Here is a 12003-nt window from a genome sequence, read left to right as displayed (position 1 = left end):
CCGCCACTCGGGATCCGGAGGAACCCATGCCGAGCGACCGGAACATCGTGCTGTTCGACCTCTTCGGGGTCATCGCCCGCCACCAACGCCCGGGTGCTCTGGCGAAGATGGCGGCCCGCTGCCACGCCCCCACCGAAGCCTTCACCCAGGAGTACTGGGCATGCCGCCCACCGTACGACGCGGGACAGCAGTCGGCGCGCGAGTACTGGACCGCCGTACTGGGACGGCTGCACTCGGAACCTGACCTCGACATGATCGAGGAGTTGCGCCGGGCCGACATCGACAGCTGGTCGCGCGTCGACGACCGGATGGTCGCCTACGTCCAGTCCCTGCGCGACGTCGCCGAGGTCGCCCTGCTGTCCAACATCCCCGCGGACCACGCCGACGCCTTCCTCACCGCGCAGCCCTGGCTGCACAATCTGGATCACGTTGCCTTCTCCGGGAAGATCAAAGTGGCGAAACCCGACCGAGCGGCCTTCCAGTACTGCGCCGACGCGATGCGGGCCGCCCCGGCGGACTTCCTCTTCGTCGACGACCGCGAGGAGAACGTACGCGCCGCGCAGGCCACGGGAATGCGCGGGCACGTCTTCACCGGCCAGGACGAGCTGGCGGCAGTCATCGTGAGACAGCTTGAGGAGTTTGCCCAGTGCGGATCTACATCAGTGCGGACATGGAAGGCGTCACCGGGCTCGTCGACGCCGACGACGTCCAGCCCGGCGGCCGGGACTACGAGCGCGGACGGCTGATGATGGCCGAGGACGTCAACGCCGCCGTCCGGGGCGCCCTGGCGGCCGGCGCCATCGACATCACCGTCAACGACGCCCACGGCCCCATGCGCAACATCCTCCCCGAGTCCCTGCACCCGGCCGCCCGTCTGATCCGGGGCAAGCCCAAACACATGGGCATGCTCGAAGGACTCACCCCCGACCACGACGCCATGCTCTGCGTCGGCTACCACTCCCGGGCGGGAGCGCTCGGGGTCCTGAGCCACAGCTTCATGGGCCACGAGATCGAGGACATCTGGCTGAACGGCCGCTGCGTGGGCGAGATTGCCCTGGCCCAGGCCGCGGCGGCAGCCCTCGGGGTCCCGGTGGCCGTCCTCACAGGCGACGACCGGGCCTGCGAGGAGATGACCGAATGGGACACCTCCGTCACGACCGTGCCCGTGAAGTACGCGCGGGACCGCTTCGCGGCGGATCTGCGCCCCGCCGACGAGGCACGCGAGGCGATCGAGGAAGCAGTCACCGCCGCACTCTCGGTGGACCGGACGCCCGCGGCGCCACCCCCGGCCGACTCCACCCTCACCGTCCGCTGGCAGTCGTCCTCGGTGGCCTCAACCCTCCTGGGGATTCCGGGCGTCACCGCGACAGACACCCGCACCGTACAGGCCCAAGGCACCCTGCCCGCTCTCTACCGGCTGTTCGGAGTGTGGATGCGAGTGGCGACATCACTGACCAACCAGGCGCCGTACTGCTGACCGTTGCGCGGCAGGCGGCGGCACGGCGCTGCCGGTGGCCAGGTCCGCTGCTCGTCGGACCGAATCGGCGGACGCGGGCAACAGTGGCAGCCGGACGGCCGGGCTGGGGATACGGCCCTGGGCGTGCAGCACTCCCTTGATCACGGTCGGGTTCGGCTCGGCGAAGAGCGCGGCGGAAAGCCGGGCCAGCTCGGCTCCCAGCCTGCGGGCCGGTCCGGCGGCGTCGCTGTGCCACAGCGAGATCAGCTCGGCGAAGTCGGCGGTGCGGACATTGGCCGACGCCAGCACGGCCCCGTGCGCGCCCGCCGCGAGCAGCGGGGAGATGACGGCGTCGTCGCCGCCGAGCACCGCGAAGCCCGGTGCCGACGAGCCGAGCAGTTCCATCGTGGCCGCGTCGATCGCGCCGGTCGCGTACTTGACGCCGATGACCTCCGGCAGCTGCCCGAGCGTGTTCAGCGCGCGGGTGCCGAGGGGTTGAGCGGTGCGATACGGGATGTCGTAGACGACGAGCGGTAGGCCCCCGTGTTCGGCGAGTGCCGTGAAGTGTGCCAGCGTTCCCGCCTCGCCGGGCCGGGTGTAGGGCGGCGCGGGAACGAGTGCCGCGGTGACGTCACCGCTCCGGGCCAGCTCCCGCAGTGTCGTGAGGGCGGCGGCGGTGTCGTTGGTGCCGACGCCGACGATCAGCGGAGCTCCGTGGGCCCGGCAGGCGGCCGAGCAGATGCGGACCACGGTCTGCCGCTCCTCGGTGGTCAGCGTGGCTGCCTCCGCGGTGGTGCCCAGGGCGACGAGTCCCTGAGCGCCTGCCGACAGCGCCTCGTCGGCGAGGGCGGCGAGCGCGTCCTCGGCGAGGTGCAGGTCGGCGGTGAACGGAGTCACCAACGGGACGAACAGGCCGGTGAGGTTCGCTTCGGGCTTCATGCGCCCAGCCTGACCGACACCGTCCCGGTAGATCCAGTTCATGTTTCTTGGCCAATGCGTAAGCTCTCCTTATGCTCGATGTCCGACGTCTCCACCTGCTGCGCGAACTGGACCGACGCGGCACCATCGCGGCCGTGGCCGAGGCGCTGACCTTCACCGCCTCGGCCGTTTCCCAGCAGCTGAGTGTCCTTGAGCGCGAGGCCGGGGTGCCCCTGCTGGAACGCAGCGGCAGACGGGTGGTGCTCACGCCCGCGGGCCGCACCCTCGTCAGCCACGCCGACGCCGTTCTCGAACGCCTCGAACTGGCGGTCTCCGAGCTGGCCGGGGCACGCGAGGGCATCGGTGGGCCGCTGCGGATCGGGACGTTCCCCTCCGGCGGTCCCGCGATCGTGCCCGCCACGCTGGCCGAACTCGCCCTGCGACACCCCGCGCTGGAACCGATGGTGCGGGAGATCGACTCGGCGCGGGTCTCCGACGGCCTCCGTGCGGGCGAACTCGACGTGGCCCTCGTCCACGACTACGACTTCGTGCCCGCATCGCCGGACACCACGGTCGACCAGGTGCCCCTGTTGGAGGAGCCGATGTACCTGGCCACCGGCGGCGCTCGCCCGGCCGGTCCTGCCGCCCGCGGCGCCACGCTGGGGGAGCTGCTCGGACCCTGGGCCACGGCCCCATGGATCACGGCCCGGGACGGCACGACCGGACACGCGATGGCCGTACGGGCCTGTCAGGCGGCCGGATTCCAGCCGCGCATCCGCCACCAGGTCAACGACTTCCGTACGGTCCTGGCCCTGGCCGCCATCGGGCAAGGCGCCGGATTCGTACCGGAGATGGCCACCGCACACGCCCCCGAGGACGTGGTCCTGACCCGGCTGCCCCTGTTCCGCCGCTCCAAGGTCGCCTTCCGCGCGGGCGGCGGCACCCATCCGGCGATCGCGGCATTCGTGGCGGCGGCCCGAACAGCGGTGGGCGCCACGGGCGGTGCGGCCCAGAAGGACCTGGCGGCGCTCAACACAGCGTTCAGTGGACGGAGAAGCCGCCGTCCACGAAGAGGGCCTGGCCGGTGACATACGCCGAGGCGCGGCTCGCGAGGAAGACCGCGGCCCCCGCGAAGTCCTCGGCCAGGCCGTTGCGGCCGACCATGGTGCGGGCCGCGAGGGCCGCCACCTTCTCGGGGTCGGAGGACAGCCGTGCGTTGAGCGGGGTCATCACGAAACCCGGCACGAGTGTGTTGCAGGTGACGCCATGGGGTGACCAGGCCTCCGCCTGGGATCGGGCGAGCGACTCCAGTGCTCCCTTGGAGACGCCGTAGGCGCCGCTCTGGACGAAGGCGCGGTGGGCCTGTTGGGAGGTGATGTGGATGATGCGGCCGAAGCCGCGCTCGGCCATGCCGGGACCGAAGCGCCGGCCCAGGAGATAGGGGGCCTCCAGGTTCACGGCCATCGTCGTGTCCCAGACGTCGTCGTCCAGTTCGGCCATGGGCGGGCGCAGGTTGATCCCGGCGGAGTTGACCAGGATGTCGGGCTCCCCGAACACCGCGGCTGCCTCCTCTGCCGCCGCGCGCACCCCGTCCCGCGTGCTCAGGTCGGCGCTCACCCAGGCGGCCCGGCAGCCATCAGCAGTCAACTCCTCTACCATCGCCGCCAGTTCGGCCTCCTTACGGGCGACGACCACGACACTCGCGCCCGCCCGGGCGAGGGCCCCGGCGATGGCGCGCCCGATGCCGGAGCTGCCGCCGGTCACCAGGGCGACCCGGCCGGAGAGGGAGAACAGTTCGGAGAGATAGGACTGGGGTTGGGAAATCATGGGCGCACTCTAGAGCGCCTGGCGCTCTGGAGCGTGTGTCAAAAGCCCTGGGCAGGCCGGGCGGCGCGTGCCAGCATGACGTCGTGACGAAGATCAGCAAGGGGGAGGACCTGCCGGCCCCCGGACAGTCAGGGCAGGCCGGACCGGTCCCGCTGGAGATCCCGCACGGAGCCGTCGGCAAGTCGCCGGGCCCGGGGTCGGACACGGATTCGGGGCCGAGTCTGGGCGCGGGGCCGAACGCCGGTGTGGGACCGGGTTCGGGCACGAGTACGCACCGGGGTGCAGGCTCGGGTCCGGCCTCCGCCTCGGAGGGCGCGTCGGACGGCTCCGAGTCCGGCACGCCGGGGAAGGACCGCGCGAGGCCCCCGCTCCGGATCGACCTCGCGGACGGCGGACGGTGGGCGGGGCTGATAGCCCCCTCGCCGGCCCCGTCCGCCGGGACGGCCGCGGTCGCCGGGATCCTCGGCGGGGAGTTCGAGGACATCGCGTACGTCGGCAGGGGCGACGCCAAGTTCGCCATGGAGGAGACGCCTCCGCCCGGTTACGTCCTGGTCGACGTCGCCCGGACGGGCTCGGGCATCTTCTGGATGGACTCCCTCGACTGGAACGGCAAGGAGGCCGTCCACCTCGGCAGAAGCTTCGCGCCCCACCGGTTCGACCGGAGGGTGATGTGGTGCGACAACCTGTACCCTCTGCGCTTCCGCGTCCAGTGCGACAGCCAGGACGAGTGGGTTGTCGTGATCCGGCCCCTCAGCGCGGTGCGCACGCTCGGCGAGGGGGCGACCGGGCGAGGCTCCGACGTCCTGCTCCACACCGGTCCCGCGGGCGAGCTGGTCTCCCGGATGCGCTCGGCGGAGGGGAGCGGGTGGCTGCGCATCGAGGGCCACAAGCCGCGTCGTCCCGGCGCCCCCGCCCCGTACCCGGACACGCTGGCGAGCGAGACGGGCCGGCGCCCGAAGGACGCACGGGCGCTCCCGTCAGGACCCTTGGTCCTGGCGGTCGTCGAAGGGGACGGCGACTGGTCGCTCGAAGTCCGGCCCGCTCGCCCCGCGGAGGAGAAGAAGCCCGGCCTCTGGAACCGTCTGCTTGGGCGCTAGGCGTGTGCGAAAGCGGATCTTGGGCTGTGAATGATCACGGTTCAGTCAATCCGGCAGCCGCTGTCATCAGGCCGGACCGCAGTCTTCAGCTCGGCCGGTCCGACGTACTTATGACTCCGCCCCGCCCACTCACGCCAGCCAACCCAGAGCACATCCAACACACGCCCTGGGTCGATGGCGCCCTGCCGGCATCGTGCCCGGCTGTCGAACGCCGCTGCCGTCCGCCGTCGTTGCCGTCACTGCCGTCAGCCGCAGAGTCGTGTGACTACCGCTTTAGGAGCTAGGAGTGGTGAAGTTGTTGGGATGGATCGTGATGTTCGCCTCCGTTCCGTACCTCGGCCGGAGCGGGCTGAGTCACGGTTCGCCCGCCGTCGACAATTCGGCGGGCAGGGAGCAGCCGTGCCGGGTCGCGGACCTCTGCGCGAAGGTCCGCAGCATCTGAGCCCAGCGGGTGTCGGGGAGCGGTGCCTTGCTGTACGAGCCGGGAAGCCCAAGCGTGTAGTGCGCCGTGCCCTGCCCGCGCTCGCACCGCGAGCTCATCCGCAGCACCGTCTGGAGACCGGCGAAGCCGTCATGCCGGTCCCCCTCCAGCCCCGGAAACGGGGACTCGGTCCGGCCCGGTTCGGGGAACTTGGCGGGTGCCTTTCGGGCCACACTGGCCGCAGGCCCGTAACGGGCCCGCAGCGACAGCACCAGGCTGCCTTCGGCGTCCTGGAGCGCACACCCCTCGCTGAGGGCCAGCCCCGGGGCCGAGCCCTGCGCCTGGACTGCCCCGGTCACTTCCGCGAGGCCCGGCGTGATGACGCCCCGGCAGACACCGGCCGTGTGCGTCAGGTCCGTCGGGGGCGGCTCCGCCGGGGGAATCCCGCTCGGCGTACGGCCCAGCCCGCCCCTGCAGTGCCAGCGGGCCGCGGTGTGGCGGGCCGCGTCGGCGGCCAGCCCGGCCAGTTTCGTGCGGAAGACGGCGGGCACCTCGCCGTGCGCTGTCACCGAGTCCCTCGCCGCGACGAGCAGTCCGCCACCGGCCACCCGCGGGCAGTCCAGCAGTACCGCTACCTCGGTCCGAAACTGGTCGCCCGAGGGCCCGACTCCGCTGTTGAACGAGTAGTAGCCGCCGAGCCAGCCGTGGCCGAGCGGGACAGAGCCCTGCGCGCCCGAGATACCCCACACATCGCCGGGGTTCGTCTTGTGGAACTCTTTCCGACCGGAGGCCGTGACGCTCACGAGTGTGGTCGGGGACAGCGCGCACCATTGCCGCGGCGCAGGTGCGCCACCCGCCGACTCCGGCCGCGCGCGGACGCTGCTCGCGCCGATGTACGCCTCCGCCACGGTCTTCGTCAGCAGTCCATCGCACACCGTCGCCGCCGCCTTGGCATCCTGCTCCGGGCTGCTTCGGCACGCGCTCGCACCGGCGCCGAGCGCGACGGTCAGCAGCAGGCCCAGTACGGCTCCTGGTAATGCACGGCGTTGCACGACGCTGCAAACCCCCTGAGCCACATGCGGTGAATATGCCAACCTAGCGGCGGCGGAGCTGGGCCGACAAGCGATCGGCCAGAACCCTCAGCCTCACCACGGCAGTGGGGTGCCGGCGGCCCGCACCACGGTGACTGGGATGCGGACCTTTCTGAAGATGCACAACTAGCGCCCGCTGATATGGACTCGGCGGCAGCTGATCGACGGCATACGGTTTCGCACCCGGACTGGTGGGCCCAGGCCGACGCCGAGGACCTGATCACCTGATCACCGCTGGACAGCGCGGCGACTCCCCGCAGTTCGAGCCGGTCCTGAACAAGGTCCGCGTCGCACGCCCGAGTTCGGGCCGGTATCCGCTGCACTGTCCCGGACAAGGCCGACCAGGCGCGCAACCGCAAGAAGCACACGCGGTCGATTGCGGCATCAACCGCCTCAAAGACACCGCGCCGTAGCCACGAGATACGACAAACTCGCGCTCCGCGACGAGGCGACCGTCCTCATCGCGGCCATCAACGAGTGGTTGTGACCAGGTGACTCAAGACCGGAAGCACGCCCCGCAGGTCGTCACCGTCCACCGTGACGGTCGCCGCCTCGCGCGCTCCTGCCGAGGCATTGAACGCCACGCTCAACCCGACGGATGCGAACAGCGGCAGATCGGATCGGCTGTCCCCGACGGCCCCGCACGAGCTGGGAGCCAGCTCCAGTTCTCGCGCCTGAGCGAGCGCGAAATCCCGCTTGTCGTACTCGTCGAAGTGACGGGCGACCCGCCCCGTGAATCGGCCGTCGGCGGTCTCCAGCCGAGGGCCGCTGAACCCATGGAAGCCGAAGCGGTCAGTCAGGTAGCTGCCGACTGGCGACCAGGCGAGGGTCGCCGGCATGGGCACCAACCCGTTCTGCCGACACCGGGTCACGGTCTCCGTGATGCCCGAGACCAAGGGGAGCCCGTCGAGCCAGCCAGAGACCTGGTCTTCGTGAACCCCTGCCCAGCCCGCGGCATCCAGCTCGGAGACCTGCCGATTGTCCAGGCCACCGGAGGCGTAGGCATCCTCGGCCTTGGCCAACTCGTCCCGATGGCCAAAGAAGCCGGCCAGAAAGACCGAAGAACTCGTGCCAGGGACGAGGGTGCCATCGACGTCGAAGAACACGGCGCCCGCATGATCGGACGAGAACACCGCCCAAGGATGCCACTGCCTCGCGAACCGCCAGATCGGGGCGCGCCTCAGAAGGTCCGCTTCAGCAGGTCCAGCAGCGCCGCCCAGTGCCTCTCGTCCGCCTGTCGGTCGTACGCGGAGGTGTCGGCCTGGGTGAAGCCGTGCCGGGCGCCCGGGTAGACCTCGCAGCGGTGGCGGACGCCCGCCTCGGTCAGCGTGCGCTCCAGTCGCTCGATCTGCTCCTCGGGCAGCGAGGGATCCTGGTCGGCATGGCCGAAGTACAGCTCGGCGGTGATGTGTTCGGCGACCAGGTGCGGGCTGTCCGGGGACTCGGTGGCCAGCCGCCCGCCGTGGAAACCGGCCGCCGCCGCGACCCGCTCCGGGTAGGTGCCGGCGGTCAGCAGGGAGAGCCGTGCCCCCATGCAGTACCCGGTCACCGCGACCGGACCGTCGGCGACCAGGGGGCTCTCGGCCAGCCATCGCAGATAGGCCCCGGCGTCCCGCATCGCCAGGTCCGGGGTCAAGGAGTGGATCATCGGACCGAGCTGCTGGAGGATCTCCGGCCTGGCCTCGGGGTCGATGAAGTCGGGCAACTCGGCGACCGGAGTGCGCCCGTGGCGGTAGAGCACATTCGGCACCAGCACGGTGTGACCGGCCCCGGCGAGGCGGTCGGCCATGGCCCGCAGCCGCGACCGGATCCCGAAGGCGTCCATGTAGAGCAGGACCGCCGGGTGGGGCACCCCGTCACCGGGGTGGGCCAGATAGGCGTCGGCGGTGCCGTCCTCGGTGACGATGTCCACGGCGGTTCCCTGTACGGCGGTCATGTGATCATCGTGGCACGGATCGCCGTACGCCCTCACTCGAACCGTGTGGTGTCGCCCGCCCCGCGCCGTACGATCTCGGCCTCGCCGCCGGAGAAGTCGATGACCGTGGTGGGCTCGGTGCCGCACTCCCCGGAGTCGACCACCGCGTCCAGCACATGGTCGAGGCGGTCCTTGATCTCCCAGCCCTGGGTCATCGGTTCGTCCTCGTCCGGCAGCAGCAGCGTGCTGGACAGCAGTGGCTCGCCCAGCTCGGTGAGGATCGCCTGGGTCACCACGTGGTCGGGGATGCGCACTCCGACCGTCTTCTTCTTCGGGTGCTGGAGCATCCGCGGCACCTCCCGCGTCGCGGGCAGGATGAAGGTGTAACTGCCCGGCGTGGAGGCCTTGATCGCGCGGAACACGTCCTTGTCGATCTGCACGAACTGCCCGAGCTGCGCGAAGTCCTGGCACACCAGGGTGAAGTGGTGCCGGTCGTCCAGGCGGCGGATCGCCCGGATCCGGTCCGTTCCGTCGCGGCTGCCCAGTCGGCAGCCCAGGGCGTAGCAGGAGTCCGTCGGATACGCGATCAGCGCGTCGGCGCGGACGCTGTCGGCGATCTGCGCGAGGACCCGCGGCTGGGGGTTTTCGGGGTGCACATCGAAGTACTTGGCCATTTGCCGAGGGTATGCCCTGCGCCCGCCCGCGACGCGCAGGGCGGGCCCCGGCCCCCTTGAGTCTCCCGCCGGGGGAGACCGGAGACTTGGCGCATGAACGGCGACACCCTCTCGATCGGCGAACTGGCCCGCCGCACCGGCCTGACGGTCAAGACGGTCCGGCTCTACTCCGACCGCGGCATCGTCACCCCCGCCGAGCGCACTCCCGCCGGTTACCGCCGCTACACCCCCGAGGCCGTGGCCCGCCTCGCCTTCGTCCGCACCCTGCGCGAACTCGGCCTGGGGCTCGCCACGATCCGGCGGATCCTCGACCGGGAACTGCCCCTGGACGAGGTCGCCGCCCGGCACGCGGCCGCCCTGGACGCCCAGATCAGCGCCCTGCACCTGCGACGCGCGGTCCTCACGGCCGTGGCCGCCCGCACCCCCACCACACCCGAGGAGCTACGACGGATGCACCATCTCGCCCGCCTCACCGCGATCGAACGCCGCCGCCTGGTGGACGAGTTCCTCGACTCGGTCCTCGACGAGGTCCCGGCCCACTTCGCGATCCGGCGCTCGATGACCCCGGAGCCGCCCGACGACCCCACCCAGGCCCAGGCCGAGGCCTGGCTGGAGCTGGCGGAACTCTCCCTCGACCCGGACTTCCGGGACGCCGTACGCCGGCTGGCCGAGTATCACGTGCGGCACGCCTCCTGCCCACCGCTCCCGGACGCCGTGGCGCTCGCCCACCGGCACGCGGGACCGGCACTGGCGGCCGGGATCGCTCCCGACTCCCGGGACGCCGACCCCGCCGTAGCGGCACTGACTGCCGATACCGGCCCTGATCTGCTCCAGCGCCTGGAATCCGCCGACGATCCGCGCCGGGACCGGTACTTCGAGCTGCTCGCGGTGATCAACGACTGGCCGCCGCCGGAACCTCACACCCCGGTGATCCGCTGGACCGTGGCGGCTCTGCGGGCGCGGGCCGCCTGAACGTCTGAAGCCGTGGGAGGTGGGGACCCGTCCTCGGTGTGGACGCCGGGCGCCCGGTGGGCGGCGGTGCGGTAACGTCCCGAAGCGGTACAGCAGTAACGGGGACGAAAGGTGAGGGAAGGCCGAAGGTGGGTGGCCGAGAGGACAGGATCCGCGCCAAGGAGGAGCGGGCCTGGGAGCGGGAGTTGCTGGACCTGCTGCGACCGGGCGGGCAGAGCGTACGGCACGTGGTCGACTGGCTCGCGGACGCCGTCGACGGCACGGCCTGTCTGCACGACGAAACCGGCACCGTACTCGCCGGAACCGCCCTGGACAGCGGGCCGTTCGAGGCGCTGCTCGGGGACATTGTGGCCGGGCGGATCGCCTCCGCGGCCTGGGAGGGACAGGGCCGCCATCTGCGGCTGGTCCGCGTGGCGGCACCCGCGGGCGTGCTGACCGTGTCCCGCACGGCCCCCTTCGACCGGCGCGCCACCGAGATCGTCACGCACACCGTCCAGGTCCTCGAACTGCTGCTCAGGGCCCACCAGGCCACCGACTCCGTGCACCGGCTCCACCAGGCCACCTCCGACCTGCGGTTGGCGATCCTTCAGCTGCTCATGGTGGAGGACACCGTCTCCGCACGCCGGGTCGCCGCGGGCCTGTGGCCGGGACTGCTGGACACCGACAGTGCCTGTGTCTACGTCGTCGAGAGCCGGCCCGAGGAACGCGACCGGCTCGTCGAGGAGTGCCTGGACGCGACGGCGGAACAGGCGCTGGTCGTGCGCTGCCCGGCGATGGACGGGCATGTCATCGTCGTGACACCCAGGGACAGTGTGGCCGCCGTCCTGCGCTCGCTGATCGGATCCCGCCCTCGGGTCTTCCTCGGCGGCAGCGCCCGCCAGAGCCTCGCCCGGACCGCCACCGCCTACGGTCAGGCCGTGAGCGCGCTGGCCGTGGCCCACTTCCGGCCCGACCAGGCGGCGGTGTACGCCGAACGCACCCACCCCGAGCGGCTGATGGACCCCGCCGGGCTGCACGGCTGGACCGCCCGCGTGCTGCGGCCGCTGGACAGCCTGCCCCACCACACCCGCGCCGAGCTGCTCGCCACCACCCGTCTCGGCCTGGAGTTCACTGCGGTCAGCGCGGCAAAGGTCCTCGGCGTCAGCCGCAACACCGTCCGCGCCCGGATGGAGCGCGCGGAGACGCTGCTGGGCACGGACTTCACCGACCTCACCGCCCGCGCCGTCGTCCACCTCGCGCTCAACACCCAGGAGCACCCCGAGCACGACCCCGATGCCGAGCCCGCCGAGGCGGGTGAGCTGTTCGCCGGACCCGCGATGCGTACCTGGGCCCACGACCTGCTGTCCCGCCTGGACACCGACACCCGCGACCTGCGCCGCACCCTGCGCACCTGGATCGCGGAGGGCGGCAACGCCGAACGCGCCGCGCAGGCCCTCGGTGTCCACGCCCAGACCGTGCGGGAACACGTCCGCGCCGCGGAACCCGTCCTCGAGCGGCAGCTCCTCGCCGGCGGCGGTGACCTGTACGAGGTCGTGCTCGCTCATCTGGCGTCCGGCGACCTCGATCAGCCCCTTCTGCGCGGGGTGAATCAGGATGAAACGGACTCGCTTGTGCACGGGTGAGCCCCGAGCC

12 protein-coding genes are annotated in these 12003 nt (G+C 71.6%); 6 read left to right on the top strand and 6 right to left on the bottom strand.

All coding sequences use genetic code 11. The features are described from left to right. The first annotated feature begins 26 nt into the window (after positions 1 to 26). Positions 27 to 746: an HAD family hydrolase gene (locus tag BN159_RS03840; RefSeq protein WP_015655587.1), complete on the top strand. Its 720-nt coding sequence runs from the start codon at positions 27 to 29 to the stop codon at positions 744 to 746. Next, a complete protein-coding gene (locus BN159_RS03835; RefSeq protein ID WP_041818800.1) occupies positions 647 to 1477 on the top strand; it encodes a M55 family metallopeptidase in 831 nt (276 codons plus the stop codon). The genes BN159_RS03840 and BN159_RS03835 overlap by 100 nt, the downstream gene beginning before the upstream one ends. Here the strand turns inward: BN159_RS03835 and BN159_RS03830 are convergent. Beyond that, positions 1448 to 2395, bottom strand: coding sequence for a dihydrodipicolinate synthase family protein (locus BN159_RS03830; protein ID WP_078598988.1), 948 nt, complete (start codon positions 2393 to 2395; stop codon positions 1448 to 1450). The genes BN159_RS03835 and BN159_RS03830 overlap by 30 nt on opposite strands. A gap of 71 nt (positions 2396 to 2466) precedes the next feature. Here BN159_RS03830 and BN159_RS03825 point away from each other — a divergent pair, with 71 nt between their 5' ends. Next, a complete protein-coding gene (locus BN159_RS03825) occupies positions 2467 to 3462 on the top strand; it encodes a LysR family transcriptional regulator (protein WP_015655584.1) in 996 nt (331 codons plus the stop codon). Here the strand turns inward: BN159_RS03825 and BN159_RS03820 are convergent. Next, a complete protein-coding gene (locus BN159_RS03820; protein ID WP_015655583.1) occupies positions 3416 to 4201 on the bottom strand; it encodes an SDR family NAD(P)-dependent oxidoreductase in 786 nt (261 codons plus the stop codon). The two genes, BN159_RS03825 and BN159_RS03820, sit on opposite strands and share 47 nt — an antisense overlap. An 83-nt stretch (positions 4202 to 4284) precedes the next feature. On the opposite strand from BN159_RS03820, the gene BN159_RS03815 reads away from it, so the two are divergent. Then, positions 4285 to 5298, top strand: coding sequence for a hypothetical protein (locus BN159_RS03815; protein ID WP_041818798.1), 1014 nt, complete (start codon positions 4285 to 4287; stop codon positions 5296 to 5298). A 354-nt stretch (positions 5299 to 5652) separates the two neighbouring features. On the opposite strand, the gene BN159_RS03810 is transcribed toward BN159_RS03815, so the two are convergent. The 4 genes from BN159_RS03810 to BN159_RS03795 form a co-directional block, all read right to left on the bottom strand. Then, on the bottom strand, positions 5653 to 6771 hold the full coding sequence (locus BN159_RS03810) for a hypothetical protein (RefSeq protein ID WP_157901072.1): 1119 nt from the start codon (positions 6769 to 6771) through the stop codon (positions 5653 to 5655). A 509-nt stretch (positions 6772 to 7280) separates the two neighbouring features. Next, the gene (locus BN159_RS03805; protein WP_015655580.1) at positions 7281 to 7943 is read right to left on the bottom strand and encodes an HAD family hydrolase; all 663 of its coding nucleotides are present in this window, start codon (positions 7941 to 7943) and stop codon (positions 7281 to 7283) included. Positions 7944 to 7990: 47 nt separating this feature from the next. Next, positions 7991 to 8746, bottom strand: coding sequence for a dienelactone hydrolase family protein (locus BN159_RS03800; RefSeq protein WP_015655579.1), 756 nt, complete (start codon positions 8744 to 8746; stop codon positions 7991 to 7993). Positions 8747 to 8778: 32 nt separating this feature from the next. Further along, on the bottom strand, positions 8779 to 9399 hold the full coding sequence (locus BN159_RS03795) for an L-threonylcarbamoyladenylate synthase (RefSeq protein ID WP_015655578.1): 621 nt from the start codon (positions 9397 to 9399) through the stop codon (positions 8779 to 8781). A gap of 93 nt (positions 9400 to 9492) precedes the next feature. On the opposite strand from BN159_RS03795, the gene BN159_RS03790 reads away from it, so the two are divergent. After that, positions 9493 to 10371, top strand: coding sequence for a MerR family transcriptional regulator (locus tag BN159_RS03790; protein WP_015655577.1), 879 nt, complete (start codon positions 9493 to 9495; stop codon positions 10369 to 10371). 128 nt (positions 10372 to 10499) lie between these two features. Next, positions 10500 to 11993 (top strand): helix-turn-helix domain-containing protein, encoded by a 1494-nt coding sequence (locus BN159_RS03785; RefSeq protein WP_015655576.1) that lies wholly within the window; start codon positions 10500 to 10502, stop codon positions 11991 to 11993. Positions 11994 to 12003: the final 10 nt, after the last annotated feature.

Origin of the sequence: Streptomyces davaonensis JCM 4913 (assembly GCF_000349325.1) — a bacterium.
In the GTDB taxonomy this organism is placed as follows: domain Bacteria; phylum Actinomycetota; class Actinomycetes; order Streptomycetales; family Streptomycetaceae; genus Streptomyces; species Streptomyces davaonensis.
Note: the sequence above shows the minus strand (reverse complement) of the source record. Positions and strands in the feature narration are given on the sequence as shown.

Coding starts and splice junctions, on each gene's coding strand:
- BN159_RS03840 (WP_015655587.1), top strand. CDS start 27: ATGCCGAGCGACCGGAACATCGTGCTGTTCGACCTCTTCGGGGTCATC.
- BN159_RS03830 (WP_078598988.1), bottom strand. CDS start 2,395: ATGAAGCCCGAAGCGAACCTCACCGGCCTGTTCGTCCCGTTGGTGACT.
- BN159_RS03825 (WP_015655584.1), top strand. CDS start 2,467: ATGCTCGATGTCCGACGTCTCCACCTGCTGCGCGAACTGGACCGACGC.
- BN159_RS03820 (WP_015655583.1), bottom strand. CDS start 4,201: ATGATTTCCCAACCCCAGTCCTATCTCTCCGAACTGTTCTCCCTCTCC.
- BN159_RS03800 (WP_015655579.1), bottom strand. CDS start 8,746: ATGACCGCCGTACAGGGAACCGCCGTGGACATCGTCACCGAGGACGGC.
- BN159_RS03795 (WP_015655578.1), bottom strand. CDS start 9,399: ATGGCCAAGTACTTCGATGTGCACCCCGAAAACCCCCAGCCGCGGGTC.
- BN159_RS03790 (WP_015655577.1), top strand. CDS start 9,493: ATGAACGGCGACACCCTCTCGATCGGCGAACTGGCCCGCCGCACCGGC.